This window comes from Alteromonas sp. S167, assembly GCF_036864375.1.
In the GTDB taxonomy this organism is placed as follows: domain Bacteria; phylum Pseudomonadota; class Gammaproteobacteria; order Enterobacterales; family Alteromonadaceae; genus Alteromonas.
Genome location: NZ_JAZETR010000008.1, coordinates 1 through 24,686, shown reverse-complemented (window position 1 = coordinate 24,686; position 24,686 = coordinate 1). Strand labels below are relative to the sequence as shown.

Genomic DNA, 24,686 nt, shown 5'->3' with positions numbered 1-24,686 from the left:
CATTACACTGGCAAAGGTAAAACGTTGCGATTCAGAGTTTCAGATACGCAAAGCATACTTGGATGCGAGCATGTGATCTCTCAACGCTTATCACTAAGTAGAAATTAACTAAGTAGAAGTTAGCGCAAGTAAAAATGGGTACAAGGAGTGCGACATGAGTAGCGGTTCAGCAGGTAAGTCAATATTAAAGTGGGTAGCAGGATTTTTTGTGCTGCTCTTTGTTGTGTATTTCGTTTTTGCAAACAGCATTATAAAAGCGGTGCTTGAATCGAAACTCGGTGAGTCCTATGGCGCCGAAGTAAATATAGACGACTTTGACCATACACTCTTCCCTACAACGGTAACCATTACTGGTATTTCGCTAACAAACCCCATTAAACCCTCACACAACCAAGTTTTTGTGGGAACCGCAAATGCTGACGTTGAGCTTGCCCCGCTTTTAAAAGACCAAGTTATTGTAAACAACTTAAACTTGCTTGAAGTACAGTTTGACACTGAACGCGCAAGCCCGGGTGAAGTATATCGTGTACCAGAACGTTCGCTTTCATTCAATGAAATAAAGGCCAAAGCAAAGGATGCAGTACCCTCGGTAGACGAGCTGTTAGCGCGTAACCCACTAAAAACCACAGCCGCCGTAGAGCAAGCACGAGCAACTTACGAAACCTACGGTGAAGGCTTAAAAGCAGACTATGAAGCACTGCCTGATAAGTCTCGCATCGACTATTACAAAACGCAGGTTGAGCAGTTAAAAAATACCGACTTTAAAGATCCTCAAGCCCTTGTTCAGGCTAAATCAGCCTTCGACAAGTTAAAAGAAGAAATGATGGCCGACAAAGCCATGATTAGCGATTTTACTGAAAAAGCGTCGACAGCTAAAACAGCATTAAGCGAGAGTGTACAAGCACTTAAAAACGCCCCTAAGGAAGATTATGCGTTATTAAAAGGTGTCATTGCCGGTGACCAAGCCGCCCTATCACAAGTAACCTATTTCGTATTTGGCGATAAAGCAGCCGAATATACCGAATACCTTATGGCAGCGATGCAAATTGTAATGCCACTTATTCAGGGCGAGGAAAAGAGTGAAGCGCCAGCAGACATTCCTTCTATTTTGGTAAAAGAAGCCAATGTATCGGTTCTTTGGCAAAACGAATCAATTACCAGCAAATGGAACAATATCACCAATGTACACGAGGTATTTGGCAATCCAACCACCTTCACTATTGAAGCTGCCGGTGACATGCTTAAAGAATTTACTTCAAGCGGTGAGTTTTGGATTGACGGTAACGGTGTAGACGCAAGCCAAGTATGGCAGTTAGCCGGTGTAAACATGCAGAACATTCCGTTCAGTGGTAATGAAGCATTAAACGCCGTGCTTAAAACCGCATTAATGAAAACCAACGGTTCTATGAAGGTTACCGACAACATGCTGTCTGGTACAGGCGAAGTAGACTTGCAGCAGCTAGTAATGGAAGCCACCGGCACAAGCGATATTACCAGCGCTATCGCTAGCGCTCTACAAACCTTAACCAGCTTAAATATGACTATGCTGCTTGACGGTACGCTGTCTAACCCAGGTTTTAATTTAAAATCGGATTTAGATAACAAGCTTGCAAAAGCGGCTTTAGGCCAGCTTACTGCGTCTCAACAAGACAAGCTTGACGAGCTGAACAGTAAATTAAACAGTATGATTGGCAATCAACAATCTTTACTAACGGGTGAATTAGTTGATGTAAACAGCATGATTAGCGCAGCACAAGGTGACAGTGCAGCGTTACAAGAATTGTTACAAGCACAACTGAACAACGTGGTTGAACAACAGAAAAACAAACTGTTCGACAAATTAAAGAGCAAATTGGGTCAAGGTGAGTAAAGCTCCTTTGACTCAGCGCTGCTTCGCGGCATAATACAGAAGTGTAGAGGCCATGACGTTTCTGCACCTCTTTATTTACGCTTAACCAAAGGTCAGGTGAATCTGTGTTGCAAGGTAAATGGCTTCCCATCATATTGCTAGTGCTGTTAGGGCTACTGCAGTACCGACTATGGTTCGGCAAAAATAGCATTCCTGATTATTTTAGCCGTCAGCAAGAAGTGCAAACGCAAGCGCTTCAAAATGCTAACCTCGCGCAGCGTAACGCATTACTTCAAGCCGATATTAGTGACCTAAAAATTGGGTTAGAAGCTATAGAAGAACGAGCACGTAACGAGCTTGGGCTCATTAAACAGGGTGAAACTTTTTACCGTATTTTACCTGCAGAAACTAAGTGATAACCATGACCACGCCTCGTGTAGTTGCGGTAATACCCGCAGCGGGAGTGGGCAGTCGCATGCAAGCAGACCGCCCAAAGCAATATCTAAGCATTGCAAACAAAACCATTCTTGAACACACCATTGATGCCCTCATTGAGCACCCTCTCATTGACGATGTAATTGTTGCGATAAGCAAAGGCGACGCCTACTTCGACGCGCTTGGATTACGTGCAAAGCCTATAACGGTTGTTAATGGCGGCAAAGAACGTGCAGATAGCGTTTTAAGTGGCATCATGGCCTTAAATGATGACGATTGGGCATTGGTGCATGATGCAGCAAGACCCTGTGTAGACAGTGGTGACATTACCAACTTAATAAAGGTTATGCATGATAGCAGCGTATCAGGCGGTATTCTTGCTACGCCTGTTCGCGACACCATGAAGCGCGCTCATGCCCAAAACCATGCGAAGAAGATTGATAATGGCAGCAGCTCCCACAATGTTATTTCACATACAGAAGACAGAGAAAACCTGTGGCACGCGCTAACCCCACAGCTTTTTCCAGCAGCACTACTTAAAACAGCTTTACAGCAAGGTATTGAGCAAGGTTTACCCATTACCGATGAAGCGTCTGCCATGGAATTTGCAGGGCATAGCGTAGCAATGATTAACGGCAGTCCGGCAAATATAAAAGTAACCCACCCTGCCGACCTGCCCCTTGCTGAATTTTATCTACAGCAGCGATTAGCTACTGCTACAAAAAACACTGACAATTTAGAAAACGCACAAACAAAAAAGGCACACACGTAATGCGAATAGGACATGGATTCGACGTACACAAGTTTGGCGGCGACGGCCCCATTGTTATTGGTGGCGTAAGCATTGATTACGAGCAAGGCTTGGTTGCACATTCCGACGGTGATGTTCTGTTACATGCACTGTGCGACGCGCTATTAGGCGCAGCAGCATTGGGCGATATAGGTAAGCACTTCCCAGACACTGACGATGCTTATGCGGGAGCAGATAGCCGCGTACTGTTGCGCCATGTAATTAACGTGGTAAAGCAAAAAGGCTACAAGCTGAGTAATGCTGATATGACGATTGTGGCGCAAGCCCCTAAAATGGCAGCACATATTCAGGCCATGCGCGATATTATTGCCAAAGACTGTAACGTTGAGGTGGACGATATTAATGTAAAAGCCACTACCACGGAAAAACTCGGCTATACCGGACGTAAAGAAGGTATTGCCGCTCATGCTGTTGTACTACTGGAAAAGCTATGAAGCCATTACACACTGATCACTGGGAGTACTACTACGCCAAGCCGGTATCTACCGGTATTTTTAAGTTTCAAGCCGACGATTTCCAAGTGGTGGAAGATTTAGGTTATGAACCTTGTGGTGAAGGTGAGCATCAATTCATTTTTGTGGAAAAAACCAATAACAATACCGCGTTTGTTGCCGAACAAATTGCGCGTTTTGTGAAACTTCCGCTTAGACAAGTTACCTATGCGGGCCGAAAAGACAAGTACGCCGTTACGCAACAGTGGTTCGGCATTCATGCCCCAGGTAAACCCGATTTCGATTTCAGTACCTTTGAATTAGAAGGCGTACGCGTATTAAAGCAAGTACGTCACAATAGAAAACTGCGCACGGGTCAGCTTAAAGGCAATCACTTTACCATTACACTGCGTCAGGTTATGCACCCTGAAGCTATTGAAGAGCGCTTAGAAGAAATAGCGCAACATGGCGTACCTAACTACTACGGTGAGCAGCGCTTCGGTGTAATGCGCCTTAACGAAATGGGTGAAGTGCAGCGCGGCGGCAACTTAATGATGGCCGAGCGTATGGTAAATGGTGAAACCATTAGACATCGCAATAAACGCTCTATGGCTATGTCTGCGCTACGAAGCTGGCTGTTTAATGAAATGTTGTCTACTCGTTTGCAAAAAACTCAGTTTAATACCGTGCTGTCTGGCGACGCCATGGTGCTCTCGGGCTCAAATAGCTTTTTTATAGCTAACAATGACGACAGTACCAGTTTGAATGACGTGCAGCACCGCTACGACAACAAAGACGTTTGTCCTTCTGCACCACTATGGGGTAAAGGGACGCTTGCTACCCAAGCTGACGCTTTAGCGCTAGAGCAAGAAGTAGCTGCCAACAGTACTGAAGTTATCGACTTTTTAAGTCAGTGTGGCTTTGAGCAAGAGCGTCGGGCAATAAAAATTTGGCCATCTGAGCTTGAATGGCAAAGTAAGGGTGATACATTTACTATCTCTTTCGCGTTGCCCACAGGATGCTTTGCAACGTCAGTATTGCGTGAATGCGTAGAAACCTTATCGCCTATTAATAGAGTTTAAACCGCTCTACTGAAGCAATACAGAAAGGCATATAAGGGCATTTTATTTCGTGTTGCTAGCTGTGGCGCCCACTTTCATGCTATAGCTAGTGCTGATAAATTATTTGATTACAATAATTAATCAGAGTACTTGCAGACCGCAGCTATTATGCGCGGCGGCAATACATCTTCAACTTTAGTAAAAGCGTGGCTCGCAGTTTTATTTTTCGCGTGGCTGTAAATAAGAATAAAGGAAAGTACGCAACATCATGAGAGCTTCTAGAAAAGGAGACGCGTTAGCACAACTGCTTTATGACGAAGGAATACGTTCACAAGCGGTTTTAAACGCCATTGCGGGTACGCCTAGAGAAGGCTTCTTACCTGATACGTTAAAACACAAAGCTTATCAAAATACGGCATTACCTATTGGTCAGGGCCAAACCATTTCGCAACCTTATATTGTGGCGAAAATGACCGAGCTTCTTTTAGATAGCCCCAATAAACCAGAAAAGGTGTTGGAGATAGGCACGGGTTCTGGTTATCAAACCGCTATTCTTGCGCAACTCTTTTCAAAAGTGTTTAGCGTTGAGCGCATAAAATCGCTGCAGTTTCAGGCTAAGCGCCGAATGAACCAGTTAGATCTTCACAATATTGCCATGAAACACGGCGATGGTTGGAAAGGCTGGGAGTCGAAAGGGCCGTATGACGCCATTATTGTTACTGCAGCGGCAGCCACTTTGCCTCAAGACTTGTGCGATCAATTAAAAGAAGGCGGCCGACTGATTATTCCCGTAGGCAATGAGCAGCAGTCTTTACTGTGTATAGACAGAGTAGAGGGTGAACTTAAAACATCAACCATTGAGTCGGTGAGGTTTGTGCCTCTTGTTGCAGGAGAGATAATGTGAGGTTGTTCGAGTCATGCTACGACATGGCACTTCGTTGGGCGAAGCACCGCCACGCCACAAAATATTTAAGCGGACTAAGCTTTTCTGAGTCTGTATTCTTTCCTATACCTCCTGACGTTATGCTTGCGCCAATGGCACTGTCTCAGCCCGAAAAGGCGTGGCGACTGGCCTTTATTACTACACTGGCTTCTATACTAGGTGGTGTTGCTGGGTATTGTTTGGGTTACTTTGCGTTTGATGCATGGCTTGCTCCTATCATTGCCGAATGGGGCTATGATGACAAAATTGCAAAAGCAATGGAGTGGTTTGAAACCTACGGCGTATGGGTAGTGTTTTTGGCCGGTTTCTCTCCAATTCCATACAAAATATTTACCGTAAGTGCGGGCTTCTTACAAATGGCCCTGCTTCCATTTCTTTTAGCTTCAGCCATTGGCCGCGGCGCACGTTTCTTTCTTGTTGCAGGCCTTATGCGATGGGGTGGTGCCGCTATGGAGCAGAAGCTACGGCAGTACGTTGAAATCATTGGCTGGTCTGTCGTGGTTTTGGCTATCTTAGCCTATCTACTATTGCGGTAACATGTGTTCGACTAAGGTTTGCATTACCTCAGTTTTTCTTTCTCTTTTCTTGTTACACGGATGTGCAGGGCGAACAGCCCCTGCCCCCGTTATCTTATTAAATAGCCAAGTTACCGATGGTAGCGAAGAATTCACACAAGACACCTACAAAGTTCAAAAAGGCGACACCTTATTTGCGGTAGCATGGTATACCGGAAACGACTACCGAGATTTAGCAAAATATAACAAATTATCAGAACCTTACACGATCTTTCCAGGGCAGATCCTGAGCGTTACACCACCTAAAAACACCGCTACAACCCACACTATACCTAAGGCGAAGACCAAACGGTCAACAGATCCGACCACGTTAAATAAAAGTAAAAAGATTGTTGACCGCAAAAAAACAGAAGCGTATGTTGAAGATGAAAAAGTTGTTAGCCCACAAAAAGTTACAACTGTCAAGAACTTGTCACCTAGCGTCAAAAAAACTGCTCCGACAAGTTTCCCAGACAAAGTTAAACAGTGGGTGTGGCCTGCAAACGGAAAATTAGTTGGTACGTTTAGCAAGGCTGAGTCGGGCAACAAAGGAATTGATATCGCCGGTGCTAGAGGCAGTAATGTAGTAGCAGCGGCAGACGGAAAAGTGGTTTACTCAGGCAACGCGCTTCGAGGTTACGGTAATTTAGTCATAATAAAACACACCGATACCTTCCTTAGTGCGTATGCATACAACGACACCATTGTAGTAAAAGAAAGAGAATGGGTGTCGGCAGGTCAGAAAATTGCGACCATGGGTAATAGCGGAACAGATTCGGTTAAGCTTCATTTTGAAGTAAGGTACAGAGGAAAGTCGTTAAATCCTATGACGTATCTGCCAAAAATAAAACAATAACAATAAATAATAATAATAAAAGAAATAAAGGAGAAACGTCATAAGGTAAACCTTGTAGCAGGAGATTCGCCATGGGTAAGTCAAATAAAGCCTTGGAATCAAAAAACGATGAACTAGACGTCATCGAAATGCCAGCTGACTTGAAAGCTGACGACACCTTAGAAAACGACGCCGAACTGGAAAGCGATGACGCTATTTTCAGTCAAGACGACCAACCTAAAAATTTGGATGCAACACAGCTTTATCTTGGTGAGATTGGCTTTTCGCCACTGCTTACCGCAGAAGAAGAAGTGTACTTTGCACGCCGCTCACTGAAAGGCTGTGAAGCCTCGCGAAAACGTATGATTGTTAGTAATCTTCGCCTAGTGGTGAAAATTGCACGCCGTTATAACAATCGCGGTCTAGCGCTCTTAGACCTAATTGAAGAAGGAAACTTAGGTTTAATTCGTGCGGTTGAAAAATTTGATCCGGAACGCGGTTTCAGGTTTTCAACTTACGCAACATGGTGGATTCGACAAACCATAGAACGTGCCATCATGAACCAAACACGTACTATCCGCCTGCCTATTCACGTAGTGAAAGAACTGAATGTGTATTTGCGCGCTTCGCGTGAACTATCACAAAAGCTTGATCACGAACCAACTGCAGAAGAAATTGCTGCGGCGCTTGATAAGCCGGTAGAAGATGTAACCAAAATGCTTCGCTTAAACGAACGCATTACGTCTGTCGACACACCAATTGGTGGTGAAAACGATAAAGCACTGTTAGATATTATCGCTGATGAAAAAGAGTTTAGCCCTGAAGAGAGCTTGCAAGACTCTGACATCAAATCCAATATCGTAACGTGGCTTCAAGAGTTAAACCCAAAACAACGCGAAGTGCTTGCACGCCGCTTTGGGCTGATGGGTTACGAACCATCAACACTTGAAGACGTGGGTGCTGAAATTGGCTTAACTCGAGAGCGAGTTCGCCAAATACAAGTTGAAGCACTACGCCGATTACGTGATATGTTAGGTCATCAGGGCCTTTCGCTTGAAAACCTCTTCGAACAAATGAAGTAGTTTTCGCTAATAAAAATGCAAAACGCCAGCGTCTGCTGGCGTTTTTTTATGTACTTGAAAGCATGGGCTAGAAAACTAGATGTTACGACACATAACCCCTTTATTATCGTTTCATCTTATTAAGCTCGCTCTAGCGTAACAAAGCTATAAGCGTGTTTATTCTTCTCATCCGGTGAAAATGCCTCGCGCTGTATTTCGTTCCATTTAGCGGCAGCATCGTACTCAGGGAATTGCGTATCGCCTTCAACGTCTAAGTCGATAAACGTTAGGTATAGCGTGTTTGCCATATCAAGGAACGATTGATAAATAGTGCCACCACCAATTACCATGATTTCATCGGTTTCACCCAATGCCTTAGCCACTTCTAATGCAGATTCAGGCGAGTCCACCACCGTAGCATCAGCAAGGCTATATTCACTGTTGCCCGTTATCACTATATTTAAACGCCCTGGTAGCGCCTTACCAATAGACTCATAGGTTTTACGCCCCATGATGACAGGTTTACCGAGCGTGACAGCTTTAAAGTGCTTTAAATCCGCAGGTAAATGCCAAGGCATATCATTGTCTGCGCCGATAATACGGTTATTCGCCATTGCGGCAATCATGGCTACTTTCATTTACTACTCACCTTTTCTAACGTTTCTTTCTATCAGTGCTGAATACCAGCGCGCTTATAGACTGTACATACATCATACCGCATCTCGCCATTGTATAACGTAGATAGCTAATAATATTCTGCTTTATTTTTAAATGTCGTCCAACTTTAGAAGCGTGTAACTACACCCCCACACAAACAATAATAATTATCATTTGCAAATAGAGCAAGATTCACCTACTGTAATTACGGGAGGACGATATTATGCAGATTCAATTCCTTTGCGAGAAGCACGCTGACTGGGTATACAGCCATCCAGAACATGCCTTGCATGTTATGGCTAGAGATGAAATGCAGGGCAGTTTAATGATGCACAGCGGTCAGTACAGCAATGCTGTTCCGTATTTAGGATGCGCTTACGATATAGCGGTTATCTTGCTTGAAGTAGATGGTGGGGAAAATACAGCGATGGCACATAAAATTAAATGCTTAAGTGCAATGCTGGAAGAGATCTATTATTACTTGCGTTTACCTCAGCACCGAAACGCAATTGTTGATAGAACGCATACGGTAATTGATGCGAGTAGTAGCGCAGTAAAACACAGTAAAAGTATTACATTTCGCGTATAAAAAAACACGACTGCGTAATTGGTACGTTATGTACGTTTTACGTGTGTCGTGCTTTTTGTAAGTTTGATTTTTGCTTCGATTTTTCGCCGCTACTCATTTTTTAGCGGCTGTTCCTAAGCGGCTGTTTCTCAGCGATTGTTTCTCAGCGATTGTTTCTCAACGACGATACTCAACTTCCACGTCGTAGTCGTCTTCGTCCCAGTCGTCATCATCTAAATCGTCGTCTTCAAACTCGTCGTGAGTTTCAAGGGTATTCTTATGGTATGTATCCCACTTGAATTCCACTTCTTTCTTCTCTTCTTCAGCTTCAAGATCGTTAGGTAACGTTTCAATGAAATCCATGATGTCGTTACAAAGCGGATCTAGGTTCATTTTTTGGAATGCTGAAATTTGATATACCGGACCGTCCCATTCAAGGGCATCAATAATATGTTGGCAACGCTCTTCTGCTTCTTCTTCTAACAGAAGGTCTACCTTGTTGAATACTAACCAGCGTGGCTTTTCTGCCAGTTTCGGACTGTACTTTTCTAGTTCCTCAACAATGGCTTTTGCATTTTCTGCTGGGTCGCTTTCATCAACAGGGAAAATATCGACAACGTGCAACAAGATACGACAACGTTCAAGGTGCTTCAAAAAGCGAATACCTAAACCAGCGCCGTCGGCAGCACCTTCAATAAGCCCTGGAATATCCGCTACCACAAAGCTTCGCTGTGAGTCTTGACGCACTACGCCTAAGTTTGGCACAAGCGTGGTAAATGGATAGTCGGCTACTTTTGGCTTAGCCGCAGATACCGAGCGAATAAAGGTAGATTTGCCCGCATTTGGCATGCCCAATAAACCCACATCAGCAAGCAGCATTAGCTCAAGTTTAAGGTTGCGAATTTCGCCCGGTGTACCATTCGTTTTTTGACGTGGCGCACGGTTAGTACTGCTTTTAAAACGTGCGTTACCAAGACCGTGGAAACCACCCTGTGCCACTTTTAGCTTTTGCCCGTGACGAGTAAGGTCGCCCAGTACTTCGCCGGTATCGCAATCGGTAGCGCGTGTACCCACGGGTACCATTACGGTAAGGTCTTTACCCTTTTTACCAATACAGTTACCGCCTTGGCCGTTTTGGCCGCGTTCTGCTCGGTGAAAACGTTCGAAGCGATAGTCGATCAATGTATTCAGGTTTTCATCGGCTTGTAAAAATACACTGCCGCCGTCACCGCCGTCGCCACCATCTGGGCCACCTTTAGGTACGTATTTTTCCCTTCTAAAGCCAATGGTACCGTTGCCGCCGTCACCGGCTTCAACGCGAATTTCAGCTTCATCTACAAATTTCATTTATCACTCCGGGCATAAATGCCGTGGGTTATTAGGTTATTGCTGTGAACCCTAAGTTTACACCAAATCGGGTATAAACGCGTAACTACACGCATCGAGTTCCAAAAAGAAAGAAACGTTTTACGGTGTTTGTTAAGCACAATTACTTACTTAAAAAAACACCTACTAGGTTTCATAAAACAAAAAACCCCGCTTGCGCGGGGTTTTTCTAAGCCTGTTCGGCGAGAAGCTTTCGCGCTTACTCAGCTACGATGCTTACAAACTTACGGTTCTTCGGTCCTTTAACGTCGAACTGAACTTTACCGTCTTTTAGTGCAAACAACGTGTGGTCTTTACCGATACCCATGTTGTCACCAGCGTGGAAACGAGTACCACGTTGACGAACAATGATGTTACCAGCAAGAACAGATTCACCACCAAAGCGCTTAACACCTAGGCGTTTACTTTCTGAATCACGACCGTTTTTGGTACTACCACCAGCTTTTTTGTGTGCCATGTGTTCGTGCTCCTATTATGCGTTGATACCAGTGATTTTCACTTCTGTGAACCACTGACGGTGACCCGCTTGCTTACGAGAATGCTTACGACGACGGAACTTAACGATTTTTACTTTATCGCCACGACCGTGTGTAACAACCTCTGCAGTCACCTTACCACCAGCAACGATTGGTGTGCCGATTTTTACGTCGTCACCGTTGCTTACCATTAAAACTTTGTCAAATTCAACCGTTTCGCCTGGGGCTACTTCGATTTTTTCAAGACGAACGGTTTGGCCTTCGGCCACACGGTGTTGTTTACCGCCACTTTGGAAAACCGCGTACATAGTTAACTCCGCTCTGCGTCCACTGACGCTTCAATTCAAAAAACAGGGCGCGAATTGTACGTGAAACATCCGTAAATCACAAGCCCGATTCGCAGAAAAAATGATTATTTTTCCAACATGGGGCGAATTATGCCTGAATTGCCCATTTGATGCAGCTTTTAAAGCGATAAATAGCGTAAAAAATTAGGGAAATTTTGCGATCGGCTAACACTTTCGCATCTGCGATCTGCGATCTGGCGTGTTCAGATCCCATTTAACGAGTGCGTATTGGTTTATAAAAAACACAAAAGCCGCTCAATACGGATGCTGTTATCAACGCAGCTTATTTTTGTTTTGTTTACCGCTTTCTGGTACTCAAAAGCAATACTTAACAATATGTTGGCTATCGTAACTTTAAAATAATTATGACAAATGGCGCTTTAAGCAGAAAAAAACTAAACAGTGCCTATAATTACAATAATGTTTGCGAATACATAAAAATATGAAACCAAAAGAGCAGCTATAACACTGTTTTTTACACGTGTTGTTATTTTTGTTAATGCCACCGCATACTGTAAAGCGGTTAAGCCATCATTTTTTAAGACAATTTGGTGGATAGTACAAATGATTAAGGTACAATCGCACCCAATATTGCCAAGACGTAAAGAGTAAGTATTTATTGCCATGCCTATGGATATAGATCAAATCCGCAACCTGTCTAACGATGACATGCAGGCGGTTAACCAACTGATTCAACAGCAAGTAGATTCTGAAGTTGCCCTTATTAATCAGCTTGGTTTTTACATAGTAAACAGTGGTGGTAAGCGCTTGCGCCCATTGCTAACCGTACTTAGTGCGCGTGCTATGGGCATAGACAATAACGATCATCATACCTTGGCAGCCATTGTAGAATTCATTCATACCGCTACTCTGCTTCACGACGACGTGGTTGACGAGTCGACCATGCGCAGAGGCCGCGAGACGGCCAATGCTATCTTCGGTAATCAAGCGTCAGTGCTGGTAGGCGATTTTCTTTACACTCGCTCATTTCAGATGATGGTAAGCCTTAAGCGCATGCGCGTTATGGAAATTTTATCAGAGGCAACTAACCAAATTGCCGAAGGTGAAGTACTTCAGCTAATGAACTGTAATGACGCTAGTACCACTGAGGCACGCTACTTTGACGTTATTTACGGTAAAACAGCCCGTTTATTTGAAGCTGCTACACAATTAGCCGCTGTTTTGACCGACCAAAATGAACACATTGAACGCGCTATGCAAGAATACGGCAAGCACTTAGGCACGGCCTTTCAGTTAGCCGACGATATACTTGACTACATGGCTGACAGCGAAGAAATGGGCAAGAATGCTGGCGACGACTTAGCTGAAGGTAAACCTACTCTGCCATTACTTTACGCTATGTGGCACGCAAAAAATGACGACGACAAAGCGCTTATTCAAGAAGCCATTGAACAAAGTAATGGCCTCCCACACTTATCGCGTATTCAAGGCATTATGGAAGAAACCGGCGCTTTGGACTACACACGTGAATGTGCACAAAAAGAAGTGCAAACGGCCATTGATAGCCTCAACGCTATAGAAGACTCTGAATATAAAGAAGCGCTTATTGCACTGGCACATATTTCAGTTGAGCGTACGAGCTAATTACCGACTGATGGTATGAAAAAGCGTGTTGCAACCAACACGCTTTTTTTTGGTGGGTAAAACTTGCATAGCACTTAAACATAGGCTTCAAACCTGTCGATACACAAAATGTTTTAGAAGCTCTAATAAGCCATTTCAATAGAGAACTTTCTCTGCGCTGATTCATCATGAAAACAAATGTTTAGGCTAAGCGCATTTTTAAAAAGCTACCCTTCAAGCATAAAGCCGACCAGGCCTACTAAGAAGCCAAGAATACCGCCAAGTGGAGGAAGCCAGTGATTTTCCATGCGAATTTGCGGAGCAATATCCTGGAACACTGAATAAAGGATACCACCTGCTGCAAACAACATGATCCCGCTCATAACTACTGGGAATTCGGCTAGATAATAAAAGCCTAGCAAACTGAATAAGGGGCCAAGTAGCCCCATCAAAACAAAGATAAAAATGAGTTTATTGCTACGCTGTTTGTTTTTGGGCAACATCTCTCTGTAGGCATTAAACCCTTCAGGTAGATTTTGAACCGCAATTAATAGGCCTAACAACATAGTGCCACCGCCTAATGCTGCCGTAGTCCCAAGGGCGATAGACTCAGGCACAAAATCACTGAGCATGGCGGCTAACTGGCTGCCCGCGGTTTTCTTTTTCGCTAAGTAAATATCAAGGGCCATAAAAGCTAAGGCACCGCCAACAAAGCACATTATGGCCGCCAATACCGATACGTCTTTTATGCCTTCAGGTACAAGTACAAGTCCCACCGCCGAAATTAGCGCTCCTGCTCCTAACGCTAAAATGCCATGCCGTAGCTCTTTTTCTAGCCACTTAGGCTGAATGCCATGATACGTCGCTAAAATGGCGCCTGCGGGCATAGCAAGACCAGCCACCATTGCCATTATTAATAAACCTACAATATCGCCTTGTGGCATAACGACTCCTTGCTAATCATTGCTTTTACATCTCCCTATTGATTACTACACACGGCATCATTGGTTTATAAGTAATACCAGTCCGCATAGATAATTACCCACTCAGAGAGAGTTGAGATGTTCGTAATCGCGGCGTGTTACCGCAGGTAACGAAAAAGAGCAGCCTAAGCTGCTCTTTTACATCATTCACGCTTACCTAAAAATTAGTCAAGCTTTAACTCGCGGGTCATGTTCTCGTTCTTGTCACGATGCACAATAATGTTGTCTTCAATACGTATACCACCAAATGGTTTGTACGCATCAATGGTATCCCAGTTAATGTACTTCGACGATGGTGTTGCTTTTAAGTCGCGCAGTAAACTGTCGATAAAATACAATCCAGGCTCGATGGTAAACACTTGGCGCGGTTCAACTACACGTGTGCAGCGCAAGAACGGATGGTCCTCTGGTGCAGGTTTAGGTGTGCCTCTGTCGTCATTTACCAAGCCACCTACATCGTGTACTTGCAGGCCTAAAAAGTGGCCAATGCCATGCGGGAAGAAGGTACGAGTAATTCCCGTTTCAACAATATCGGCAGGCGCTAGGTTTACAATGCCAGTATCGTGAAGGATTTGCGCAATGCCTTCATGGGCAAGTCTATGAATATCTGGGTAGGCCACGCCTGGTTTAAGGGCGTCGACTAACGATAATGTCACCTTGTCCACAGCGGTTATCAAGTCGCTGAAAAGCGCTGAATTCTGGCTGTATGTGCGCGTAATATCTGAGGCATATCCGTTGTAATTCGCGCCAGCGTCAATAAGGAAACTGCGAGATTCACTTGGCGCTACGGTGTCACACTGCATGTAATGCAAAATTGCAGCATGTTCGTTTAGCGCAACAATGCTGGTATATGGCACGTCGTTATCACCTTGTCTGCATGCTGTTGCGTAAGCAAGGTTAATATCGAACTCGCTTTTACCTTCGCGAAATGCTTGTTCGGCGGCTTTATGACCCGCTACTGCAAGCTTGTTCGCTTCGCGCATGCAGTTAAGTTCATAGTCGGTTTTATACGCGCGTTGGTAGTGCAAGTAATGCAAGACGCGGTCTGGGTTTACGTTTTCAAAACCCAACGCTTTAGCGACCTCAATGTATTCACCAATATAAGCAAAGCGCTGTTTGTCGTATGGCAGTAGCTTTTCAACAGCATCAGCCTGCTGAAGTAGCTTTATATCGAAACTGTCGGTCCAAAAGTCGTTCGGCTCTGGCGGTACTTTGTGCCAGAAATCTTCAGGGCGATAGAAAATTAATGTGGGCTTATCAACGCCATTTACCACCAGCCAGCAATTCGGGTTATCTATTACAGGCACCCACGCTTTAAACTGCGGGTTAACTTTAAATGGGTAGTGATTATCGTCTAAAAATAATCGCTTCCCTTGCCCTGAGTGAATTACTAACCCGTCTAAACCTTCGCGCTGTAAAGCTTCACGCGTACGCGCTTGTAATTCATCGATGTGCTGTTGGTACGTTGCTTGATGTTGCGACATAGCCCCTCTATTTCTTTTGTAATTAATTTATCGTCGTTAGATGGTTTGTTTGTTTTTTGTCAGTGTAACACGCTCATGAAACGGGTTATATCACCCTAGCACAAGCTGCACGTGGGAAAGTGTCAACTTATCGTTTTTACCACGCTCTTCATATCTCCCGCTTACCATAACCCACACTTTCTGTTTTGTGCTAACGCAGCGCTTTTGCCTATTTAGGCGCTAGCTGTAGCGTGCCGGTTACCGGATGCGTACTCACGGCCTCGGCCGAAGGGATCATGTCTTGGGTTAACTGCGGAAATATATTCTCGTTACTGCCAAGCTGCTGGTCGTAAATATGTTGATAAGCCATAACCGCTTTCACATAGGCTCTGGTTTCCTTATACGGAATATTTTCAATCCATATATCTACGGGCAACGCCTCGTTTTGCGGTAACCATTCCAATACTTTCCGCCAACCTGCGTTATACGACGCCGATACCAATACAGGGTTGTTATTTAGCTTATCCATTAAGTAGCGTAAGTACTGCACGCCGTACTCAATGTTATCGTTAGCGTTAAATAACGCGCTGCGCGTAACCTTTTGCTGGGCAACATATTTGGCCGTTCCCGGCATTAACTGCATTAAGCCCGTTGCACCAACCGATGAGATAGCATCGGTTCTAAAAGAGCTCTCGCGACGCGCAATGGCCATCGCTAATGACTTTGAAATATTGTGCGCTTGCGACTTTTCAGTAAAAACATCGTTAAACGCCAGTGGAAAACGGCGCTCAACGTCATTCCAATAACCACTTCGCGCAAAGCTTGAAATAGCCTGGTCGTATAAGCCCCATTCGTAAGCCAAAATGCCTGCATCGGTTACCTTCGACTCGGGCAAATTTGCCAACAAATAAAACCATTCTCTGCGCGCTTCGGTGTTTCGCTGTAACCGGAAAAACTCTAAAGCGCGCTTTGTTGCTGGGGTATTAGCAACGCTTTGCATCGCTTGCGCGTTTTTGGGGGCAGGCACATGCGATAAATTAGGCGTGGCCCCAATATGTGCACTGGCCATAAAGCCGTAGTAATGGCGCTCTTGTGCAAGTTCACTGTATAACACCGTAGCCTGCATGGTTTGGCCCAATGCTTCGAGCGCTCGCGCTTTCCAATATCGATAATTTTCTTCTTGCTGCAAGTGCGACGGTGCACTGTTAATTACATCTACAACTTGCTGCCACTGTTTTACGCGTAACAAGTGCGCCACGTGCCACAGTTTTACGTCATCACTAGCTCCGTCAACATCTGCTTTTTGCAGCCATTCTTGCGCTTGGGGCAGTCGGTCAATGGTATAGCTTAATGCAATAGCTCGGCGCATAACGTGCTGCTGGGCGTTACTAAACAAGCCGTTTGCATTGTAATTTTCAAATACTTCAGCGGCCAAATCTGGATTTCGCCATGCTAACTTCTCAATGGCCCATACCAGAATATTCACTTCATAAGGCTTGTTTTTAAGCGGAAACAAACGGCTTTGACGAACGCGACTGGCATCTTTTGTAACCTGAAGCCATGCATCGGCAATGTATTGCTGATTGGTTGGTAGCTGGCGTTTTAAATACGGAATAATACGTCTATTGCCTGCTTTAGCTGCAATTTCAATGCGACCAATAACACTGTTAGGTGTCATTTTTCCTGCTTTTTTCCATTTCGCAAAAAGCGGGTCGCATTCGTCGGGTTGTGATTCCCCGTGAAGCCAAAGCCCGTCTACTCTGGCCAACACGTCTTGTTCACTGTCGCCTTGATCTAGGCGATAGTTAAGCGCAGTACACGTAAGCTTAGCCCCCATGCCTTCGCGGTAATGGTCTAGAAATGTGCCTTGGTAATCGCGGGACGCCAAATAGTTAAGCCATTTATAGCGCAGGCCGTAACTTACTGGCTGGCCATTGAAGTCTTGTAAGAACTGAGCAACTTCGCGCTTATTGCGAATAGATATTGTGCGATCTAGCTTCAAACGCAGCAAATAAGGATAAAGGGGGTAATCGGCCAGTGCGTAGATTTCATCGTCTAGCTGGTCTAAGCGCCGCTTCGAGTAGGTAAGCAACTTTTTCTCAACGGCAAGAAAGCGCTCACGCTCTTCTTTGTATATGTCGGCCGGTAATGAAAGCGCTGGGGATGAAAACGACGAAGATGCAAAAGCGGTAACAGAGGAAAATAGACAAACTGATACGCATACAAACGCCCTAAGCCATGCGTTTAGCGCACTGCGCAATACGCTTAAGGCATTAGCAGTTGGTTGAGCGCATGACCTTATTTTCTGCCAAGGCCGTTTTGTAAAAATAAATCTAGACACAATGAAACTCCTACCCTGAACAAAACTCAAACCCATCACGTAATGGCACTACGATGATAAGTAGAGTTGTTAAAATAGTGATGCACGTAGGCAACACTTTGCTCGTTAACGGTTTAGCACAATGCAATAGAATACTTGCCCCGTTAACGGCTTGGCTCCATGCCAAAAGAAGATGCTGTGCCAGCTGTCGTTAGCTATGGTTTACAAACATAGCCTTTGATGATTGTTGAATATTTTTATGCTGGATTGGCGCTTTGCGTCAATAACGCTCATTATACAATCACCAAAACCTAAATGAAGCTTATATTCACTATTTGCTCTTGAATTTAAGTCATCCGACCACTACCTTAAGACAAATTGAAACAGCTGTTTGAATTTTTTCTTTGAAATTCTGTGTGGCTTCATCAAGAATTTAGCCACCCTAACGCGTTAGTGTTTTGAGTACGACCCTACAATTTAGTTGGATTAATTCACTAACATCCTGGCCAATGCCGAAGGAGATGATAATGATATACACAGGCAAAAGTCTTTCCGTCAGCCTGTTAGATGACGGCTTTGCTGAGCTGGTATTCGACGCCCAAGGTTCAGTAAACAAGTTCGACCGCCAAACGGTAAGCGAACTTGACGAAGCAACAAAAGCCCTAGTAGCCAAAGGCGACGTTAAAGGCTTAGTAGTACGCAGCGCAAAACCTGCATTTATTGTAGGTGCTGATATCACCGAGTTCACTGGCTTATTCGCCATGGAAGACGCTGAAGTACTAAACTGGGTTGCCAATACTTCACAAGTATTCGACCGCTTCGAAGACTTACCTTTCCCTACCATCGCTGCAGTTAACGGCTTCGCACTAGGCGGCGGCTGTGAAATGGCATTGGCGTGTGACATGCGTGTTGCAGACACTACCGCTTCAATTGGTTTACCAGAAGTTAAGCTTGGCCTAATGCCTGGTTTTGGTGGTACGGTTCGTTTACCTCGTCTAATTGGTGCAGATAACGCGCTAGAGTGGATGACCACTGGCCGTGACAGAAAAGGCGCGAAAGCTCTTGCTGAAGGCGCGGTTGACGCAGTTGTAGCACCAGAAGCACTTGTTGAAGGCGCACTTTCAATGGTGAAAGACGCTGCAGAAGGCAAGTTTGACTGGCAAGCTCGTCGTGCGGTTAAGAAAGCCCCACTACAGTTAAACAAAAACGAAGCTATGATGAGCTTCTCTACTGCTCAAGCCATGGTATTTGCACAAGCTGGTAAACATTACCCAGCACCGCACAAAATGGTTGAGACAGTACAAAAAGCAGCTGGCCTAGACCGTGACGGCGCACTTAAGCTTGAAAACGAAGGCTTTGTAGCGCTTGCGAAAACCGACGCTGCGAAAGCACAAATTGGTATTTTCCTTGCCGACCAGCTAGTTAAGAGCAAAGGTAAGAAGCAAGCGAAAGCGGCGACTAAGCAATCTAAACTTAACGCTGTACTAGGTGCAGGCATCATGGGTGGCGGTATTGCATACCAAAGCGCTGTGAAAGGCACACCGGTAGTCATGAAAGACATTAACCAAGGTGCACTAGACCTTGGCCTTTCAGAAGCAGCAAAAATTCTTGGTAAAGGGATGAAGCGCGGTAAAGTTGATGCGACTAAAATGGCGCAAACACTTAACGCTATCACCCCTACCCTTGAGTACAGCACGCTTAAAGATGCAGACCTTGTTATTGAAGCGGTTGTAGAAAACCCGAAAGTAAAAGGTATTGTGCTTAAAGAAGTAGAAGACAATGTAGCGGACGACGCTATCATCACTTCAAACACCTCTACTATCTCTATCAACCAGCTAGCTGAAAGCCTAGACAAGCCAGAGCGCTTCTGTGGCATGCACTTCTTCAACCCAGTGCACCGCATGCCGCTTGTTGAAATTATTCGTGGCGAAAAAACATCAGAAGAAACCATCAATGCTGTAGTAGCCGCTACCCTTAAAATGGGCAAAACCCCAATTGTGGTTAACGACTGCCCAGGGTTCTTGGTAAACCGCGTATTGTTCCCATACTTTGCGGGCTTCAGTAAGCTTCTTATCGACGGTGCTGACTTTGTTGCCGTTGATAAAGTGATGGAAAAAATCTTCGGCTGGCCAATGGGCCCAGCTTACCTAATGGACGTTGTAGGTATCGACACTGGCGATCACGCAGCAGACGTAATGGCAGCGGGTATTCCAGAGCGTATGGCTCGCCTAGACAACGACCCTGTAACACTGTTCTACAAAGAAGAACGTTTAGGTCAGAAGAACGGTAAAGGTTTCTACAACTACGGTGTTGATAAGCGCGGTAAGCCGTCTAAAACACCTGCTGAAGAAGCCTACGCACTAATGGCGCCACACGTAGCTGAAAAGACAGACTTTGAAGCAGATGACATTATTGCACGCCTTATGATCCCTATGGCAAACGAAGCAATTCGCTGCCTAGAAGAAGGCATTGTAGATAGCGCAGCTGAAGCAGATATGGCGCTACTTTACGGCTTAGGTTTCCCTCCATTCCGCGGTGGTATTTTCCGTTGGATTGAAACCATTGGCTTGGCGAACTTTGTTGCTATGGCAGACAAGTACGCTGAACTTGGTCCTATTTATCAGATCTCAGACGGCGTTCGTGAAATGGCCGCTTCTGGTAAATCCTATTTCGCATAAGACCCGGAGGAAAAACTAATGAAAGAAGTGGTCGTAATCGATTGCGTACGTACCCCAATGGGTCGTTCAAAAAACGGTGTTTTCAGAAATGTGCGTGCAGAAGACCTATCTGCTGCGCTAATGACCGCGCTACTAGAGCGTAACCCTGGCGTAAACCCAGCGGAAATTGAAGACATCATTTGGGGCTGTGTTCAGCAAACTAAAGAACAAGGCTTCAACGTTGCACGTAATGCGCAACTACTAACACAAATTCCACGCACAACTGGCGCGGTAACGGTAAACCGTTTATGTGGTTCATCAATGCAAGCCCTTCACGATGCAACAAGCGGCATCATGAGCGGTCGTGGTGACATTTACATGATTGGTGGTGTTGAGCACATGGGTCACGTACCGATGAACTACAACATCGACTTCCACCCAGGTCTTGCCAAGTACACGGCGAAAGCGTCGGGCATGATGGGTATGACTGCCGAGCTACTTGGCCGCCAAAACGGTATTACTCGTGAGCAACAGGACGCATTTGGTGCACGTTCGCACCAACTAGCGCACAAAGCACACCTTGAAGGCCGCTGGGCTAACGAGATTGTGCCTGTTGAAGGTCACGATGCAAACGGCGTATTAAAGCTAATTGACTACGATGAAGTAGTACGCCCAGAGAGCACTGCTGAGAGCATGGCGGCACTTCGCCCTGTGTTCGACCCAGTAAACGGTACCGTTACTGCCGGTACGTCTTCTGCGCTGTCTGACGGTGCATCAGCTATGCTGCTTATGTCAGCAGACCGTGCAAAAGAGCTTGGCTTAACGCCGCGTGCGAAAATTCGCTCGATGGCAGTGGCTGGTTGTGATGCGGCAATTATGGGTTACGGCCCAGTTCCGGCTACACAAAAAGCCCTTAAGCGTGCTGGCCTTACCATGGACGATATTGAACTTGCTGAGTTTAACGAAGCGTTCGCAGCACAGGCACTATCGTGCATTAAGCAACTTGGTTGGATGGACCACCTAGATACTAAGATTAACCTTAACGGTGGTGCGATTGCACTTGGTCACCCACTAGGTTGTTCTGGTTCACGTATCTCGGGTACGCTTATCAACCTAATGGAATCACAAGACGTAAGCCTAGGCTTAGCGACTATGTGTATTGGTTTAGGCCAAGGTATTGCTACCGTATTTGAGCGTGTATAAGCGTTTAACTGCTTAGTTTTTAAAAGGGCCTTCGGGCTAATGCCGATCAGTTAAGAAATGTTTTAGCGATCGGTTGACCGATCTTTTATAGATGTAAAAATCCGATGAGCATTTGCCATCGGATTTTTTTATGGATATCAAAACAGCGTTAGATACTGCTTTCAACGCCAGTACACAGTTTCACTCATTTGAAAAGCTCTCAACTTTCTTAGACCCTTCAATTATCGATGAGGCCTTTGTTGAAGCTGGTGTGGCAACCGTTAGAAAGCGTCGCTTACCGCTTGAGTCCGTAATGTGGTGTGTCATGGGAATGAGTCTTTTTAGGCAAGAATCAGTGTGGAATATTGCTACTAAGATGGATATTGCATTGCCCGGTAAAGCTCCGCTGGTAGCGCCAAGCGCTATGGTTCAGGCGCGGCAGCGTCTAGGAACTGAGGCCGTTGAACAGTCATTTAAAAAGATGGCAAACATTGGTATCAACAGAGTGAATTCGAAACATGGAACGGCCTGAATTTACTTGGTGTCGATGGGGTCGTATGGCGAACGGCTGATACTGCGGAGAATCGAGAAAAATATGGCTCTGGCAGCACACAATATGGCGATACAGCTTTTCCTCAGATTCGTATGGTCTGCCAGATGGAGTTGACAAGTCATCAACTTATAAACAGTGTATTTGACAAGTATAAGTCTAACGAGATGGTGCTAGCAGAACAGCTAATTAAAGGCACGCCTAACCACTCGCTCACTATGTTTGACCGTGGTTTTTATTCGTTGGGTTTACTCCACCAATGGCATAGTGAAGGACAAGAAAGGCACTGGATGATACCCGCCAAAAAAGGCCTCCAGTTTGATGTATTAGAGAGTTATAGCCGTGTAGATAAGCGGGTAAAACTAACAACCACACCTCAAGCGAGAAAGAAGCTCGCCACGCTTCCCAATGAAATTGAAGCGCGCCTAATTACGAAGAAAATTAAGGGAAAAGAGTGTCGAATGCTTACATCACTTACCGATGTGATGCGTTATCCCAGTGACGAGATTGTAGACTTATATAGTCATCGCTGGGAGATAGAGTTAGGGTATCGTGAAATGAAGCAGACATTATTGAACAGTGAATACACGCTTAGAAGTAAACGGCCTGACATGGTTGAACAAGAGTTATGGGGATTACTGCTGGCTTATAATTTAATACGAGTAGCAATGACTGAAGCCGCTTCACGCAAAGGTATCTGGCCTAATCAACTAAGCTTCAGCGGGTGTTCTAGCGCAGTGATTGCATTCCTTCTAACAACAGGGCTTACAAGCCCCGGGAAGCTGCCCGTATTGTATGAAAATCTTATCAATCAACTGACTTACTATGTGCTCCCGCCACGGCGAGAGGATAGGTTATATCCACGATGTGTTAAACCCAAACCGAGTAAGTACCCCGCCAAAAAGAAAAATGCCAGTCAGCTTAACTGACTGGCATTAGCCTTCGGGCCCTTTTTTGTTGTCTGCCTATGTTAAAAAACCAGGCTAGACAGCGGACTTACCACACCATTCGCGCCTTGCTGTAAAATATGCGTATATATTTGTGTAGTGCGCACGTCGGCATGACCAAGTTGGTCTTGCACAGTTCTTATATCTGCCCCCGACTGAAGCAAATGCGTAGCAAAAGAATGCCTTAGCGTATGAGGAGTGACATGCTTAATAATGCCTGCATCATTTGCTGCCCGCGTAACAGCCCTTTGTATTTGCTTTTCGTCGATATGATGCCTTCGCAACAATTTACTTTCAGGGTCGACGCTTAGCTTTGCTGCGGGAAATAAATACTGCCATTCAATAGTTTTATTGCGTTGCTGGTATTTCTTTCTTAACGCATGAGGTATCCAAGCACCAGCAAACTCCGGCACCAATAAATCTCTAGCAAGCAGCTTTTCACTTTCACTGATATGATTTTTTAGCAGTGGGAGCAGCGCTTCCGATAAGGTTACCACGCGATGTTTACCGCCTTTCCCAAACCAAATACGCACGCATTTATAATCGAAGTCGATATCGCCCACTCGCAAACGCGTGCATTCCATTAACCGAAGCCCACTGCCATATAGCAATGCTACCGCTAAATAATGATTGGTAGGTATTCGACCCAGCAGCGCTTTTATCTCAAGCTGAGTAAGCACTACAGGCAGTTTTCGTTCTCGCCCACTTCCAACAAAATTCATATCTTCTGGTAGCGGTTGGTCAAGGTACTTGTTATATAAAAATGCCAACGCATTGAGTGCAGTAGCCTGTGTTGAACGCGCGTTCTTTCGCCTTGTAGATAAATGCGTTAAATACGCTTCAACATGCACAGAATCTAAGTCTTTGGGATGTTGAAAATTATGAAAGCGAATATAGTCGCTAATCCAGTTAAGATAGGTTTGAATAGTGCGTTTAGCATAACGCTTCATCATCATGTGATCATAAAGCGTTTGGATAAAGGTTGATTTCATGGTCTGCTCCTAAGTAGAAGCAGTTTATTTAAAAAATATTTTTCAAATAACTGACCATAGCACCAGTTTTAAGCATAAAAACGCATGAAATACCCCAAATTCACCTGCACACCGATTTGGTGTTTTTAATCTTTGAGCAAAAAACACCAACGTGAAATTTAATAGTAATTGCGGTAACTTATGGTTTAGTCTTAACATAGCTCAAACGGACAAAAACCCCGTTCCGGTTCGGGAAATCGTCCCGTTTTGGGGACGATTAAATTGTTATGTGCCAACGGAAATTGAAAAATAAATGGAAGTAAGAAACTTAAAATTTTTTGCTATAGCCGTTTCGGTTCCGTTAATTGGCTCCTGGCTCGTTATCCAAACACAGTTTTGGATAGGAGCAAACGTTGCAAACGGTATTCTTGCCTTCTTTCTACCCTCTATTGGCGTGGTATCGCTCTCTAAAATACGGTATCCAAGCAAGGTTTTTAAAATTTTAGTTGTTAGCACGTACCTTTTTCTAACTTTGGTGGCGATTTGGCTTATAGTTTTAATTACTAGCTGCGCAAACGGAGATTGTCTTTAGTAATGGCACATAACAAAAAAATT

21 protein-coding genes and 1 pseudogene are annotated in these 24,686 nt (G+C 44.9%); 14 read left to right on the top strand and 8 right to left on the bottom strand.

Annotated features, from left to right (window positions below; translation table 11 throughout):
* Nucleotides 1–154: 154 nt before the first annotated feature.
* The 9 genes from V7R35_RS12965 to rpoS all read left to right on the top strand — a co-directional run bounded on the left by V7R35_RS12965 (nucleotide 155) and on the right by rpoS (nucleotide 8,001).
* Complete coding sequence (locus V7R35_RS12965; RefSeq protein WP_334015294.1) at nucleotides 155–1,870, top strand: TIGR03545 family protein; 1,716 nt, start codon at nucleotides 155–157, stop codon at nucleotides 1,868–1,870.
* 104 nt (nucleotides 1,871–1,974) lie between these two features.
* On the top strand, nucleotides 1,975–2,265 hold the full coding sequence (ftsB, locus tag V7R35_RS12960) for a cell division protein FtsB (RefSeq protein WP_334015293.1): 291 nt from the start codon (nucleotides 1,975–1,977) through the stop codon (nucleotides 2,263–2,265).
* 5 nt (nucleotides 2,266–2,270) lie between these two features.
* A complete protein-coding gene (ispD, locus tag V7R35_RS12955; RefSeq protein WP_334015292.1) occupies nucleotides 2,271–3,056 on the top strand; it encodes a 2-C-methyl-D-erythritol 4-phosphate cytidylyltransferase in 786 nt (261 codons plus the stop codon).
* Entirely contained in the window at nucleotides 3,056–3,529 is a 474-nt protein-coding gene (gene ispF / locus V7R35_RS12950) for a 2-C-methyl-D-erythritol 2,4-cyclodiphosphate synthase (RefSeq protein ID WP_334015291.1), read from the top strand. Before ispD ends, ispF begins: the two co-directional genes overlap by 1 nt.
* On the top strand, nucleotides 3,526–4,608 hold the full coding sequence (gene truD, locus V7R35_RS12945) for a tRNA pseudouridine(13) synthase TruD (protein ID WP_334015290.1): 1,083 nt from the start codon (nucleotides 3,526–3,528) through the stop codon (nucleotides 4,606–4,608). Before ispF ends, truD begins: the two co-directional genes overlap by 4 nt.
* Nucleotides 4,609–4,855: 247 nt before the next feature.
* The gene (locus V7R35_RS12940) at nucleotides 4,856–5,491 is read left to right on the top strand and encodes a protein-L-isoaspartate(D-aspartate) O-methyltransferase (RefSeq protein WP_334015289.1); all 636 of its coding nucleotides are present in this window, start codon (nucleotides 4,856–4,858) and stop codon (nucleotides 5,489–5,491) included.
* Entirely contained in the window at nucleotides 5,488–6,066 is a 579-nt protein-coding gene (locus tag V7R35_RS12935) for a YqaA family protein (protein WP_334015288.1), read from the top strand. Before V7R35_RS12940 ends, V7R35_RS12935 begins: the two co-directional genes overlap by 4 nt.
* Before the next feature lies 1 nt (nucleotide 6,067).
* Complete coding sequence (locus V7R35_RS12930) at nucleotides 6,068–6,940, top strand: peptidoglycan DD-metalloendopeptidase family protein (protein ID WP_334015287.1); 873 nt, start codon at nucleotides 6,068–6,070, stop codon at nucleotides 6,938–6,940.
* 71 nt (nucleotides 6,941–7,011) lie between these two features.
* Nucleotides 7,012–8,001, top strand: a complete 990-nt coding sequence (rpoS, locus tag V7R35_RS12925; protein WP_334015285.1) for an RNA polymerase sigma factor RpoS — start codon at nucleotides 7,012–7,014, stop codon at nucleotides 7,999–8,001.
* A 119-nt stretch (nucleotides 8,002–8,120) separates the two neighbouring features.
* Here rpoS and folA read toward each other — a convergent pair whose 3' ends face one another.
* Nucleotides 8,121–8,618 carry a type 3 dihydrofolate reductase gene (gene folA, locus V7R35_RS12920; protein ID WP_438823477.1) on the bottom strand — a complete coding sequence of 166 codons (498 nt, stop codon included), beginning with the start codon at nucleotides 8,616–8,618 and terminating at the stop codon, nucleotides 8,121–8,123.
* Between the two features lie 242 nt (nucleotides 8,619–8,860).
* On the opposite strand from folA, the gene V7R35_RS12915 reads away from it, so the two are divergent.
* Entirely contained in the window at nucleotides 8,861–9,226 is a 366-nt protein-coding gene (locus V7R35_RS12915) for a hypothetical protein (RefSeq protein ID WP_334015284.1), read from the top strand.
* A 156-nt stretch (nucleotides 9,227–9,382) separates the two neighbouring features.
* Here V7R35_RS12915 and cgtA read toward each other — a convergent pair whose 3' ends face one another.
* The 3 genes from cgtA to rplU form a co-directional block, all read right to left on the bottom strand.
* A complete protein-coding gene (gene cgtA, locus V7R35_RS12910) occupies nucleotides 9,383–10,552 on the bottom strand; it encodes an Obg family GTPase CgtA (protein ID WP_334015283.1) in 1,170 nt (389 codons plus the stop codon).
* Nucleotides 10,553–10,790: 238 nt separating this feature from the next.
* Nucleotides 10,791–11,048: a 50S ribosomal protein L27 gene (gene rpmA, locus V7R35_RS12905; protein WP_012517170.1), complete on the bottom strand. Its 258-nt coding sequence runs from the start codon at nucleotides 11,046–11,048 to the stop codon at nucleotides 10,791–10,793.
* A 15-nt stretch (nucleotides 11,049–11,063) separates the two neighbouring features.
* A complete protein-coding gene (rplU, locus tag V7R35_RS12900) occupies nucleotides 11,064–11,375 on the bottom strand; it encodes a 50S ribosomal protein L21 (RefSeq protein WP_012517169.1) in 312 nt (103 codons plus the stop codon).
* 669 nt (nucleotides 11,376–12,044) lie between these two features.
* On the opposite strand from rplU, the gene ispB reads away from it, so the two are divergent.
* The gene (ispB, locus tag V7R35_RS12895) at nucleotides 12,045–13,019 is read left to right on the top strand and encodes an octaprenyl diphosphate synthase (RefSeq protein WP_334015282.1); all 975 of its coding nucleotides are present in this window, start codon (nucleotides 12,045–12,047) and stop codon (nucleotides 13,017–13,019) included.
* A 206-nt stretch (nucleotides 13,020–13,225) separates the two neighbouring features.
* Here ispB and V7R35_RS12890 read toward each other — a convergent pair whose 3' ends face one another.
* The 3 genes from V7R35_RS12890 to V7R35_RS12880 form a co-directional block, all read right to left on the bottom strand.
* Nucleotides 13,226–13,942: a ZIP family metal transporter gene (locus V7R35_RS12890; protein WP_334015281.1), complete on the bottom strand. Its 717-nt coding sequence runs from the start codon at nucleotides 13,940–13,942 to the stop codon at nucleotides 13,226–13,228.
* A gap of 203 nt (nucleotides 13,943–14,145) precedes the next feature.
* Nucleotides 14,146–15,465 (bottom strand): Xaa-Pro dipeptidase, encoded by a 1,320-nt coding sequence (pepQ, locus tag V7R35_RS12885; protein ID WP_334015279.1) that lies wholly within the window; start codon nucleotides 15,463–15,465, stop codon nucleotides 14,146–14,148.
* Nucleotides 15,466–15,673: 208 nt separating this feature from the next.
* Nucleotides 15,674–17,704 carry a transglycosylase SLT domain-containing protein gene (locus V7R35_RS12880; protein ID WP_438823479.1) on the bottom strand — a complete coding sequence of 677 codons (2,031 nt, stop codon included), beginning with the start codon at nucleotides 17,702–17,704 and terminating at the stop codon, nucleotides 15,674–15,676.
* 587 nt (nucleotides 17,705–18,291) lie between these two features.
* Here V7R35_RS12880 and fadB point away from each other — a divergent pair.
* From fadB to V7R35_RS12865, 3 genes and pseudogenes are all read left to right on the top strand, one after another.
* The gene (gene fadB, locus V7R35_RS12875; RefSeq protein ID WP_334015276.1) at nucleotides 18,292–20,442 is read left to right on the top strand and encodes a fatty acid oxidation complex subunit alpha FadB; all 2,151 of its coding nucleotides are present in this window, start codon (nucleotides 18,292–18,294) and stop codon (nucleotides 20,440–20,442) included.
* Between the two features lie 18 nt (nucleotides 20,443–20,460).
* A complete protein-coding gene (gene fadA, locus V7R35_RS12870; protein ID WP_071816941.1) occupies nucleotides 20,461–21,624 on the top strand; it encodes an acetyl-CoA C-acyltransferase FadA in 1,164 nt (387 codons plus the stop codon).
* A 130-nt stretch (nucleotides 21,625–21,754) separates the two neighbouring features.
* Nucleotides 21,755–23,082, top strand: a pseudogene (locus V7R35_RS12865) (IS4 family transposase).
* A gap of 41 nt (nucleotides 23,083–23,123) precedes the next feature.
* Here V7R35_RS12865 and V7R35_RS12860 read toward each other — a convergent pair.
* A complete protein-coding gene (locus V7R35_RS12860; RefSeq protein ID WP_334015274.1) occupies nucleotides 23,124–24,092 on the bottom strand; it encodes an integron integrase in 969 nt (322 codons plus the stop codon).
* Between the last annotated feature and the right edge of the window lie 594 nt (nucleotides 24,093–24,686).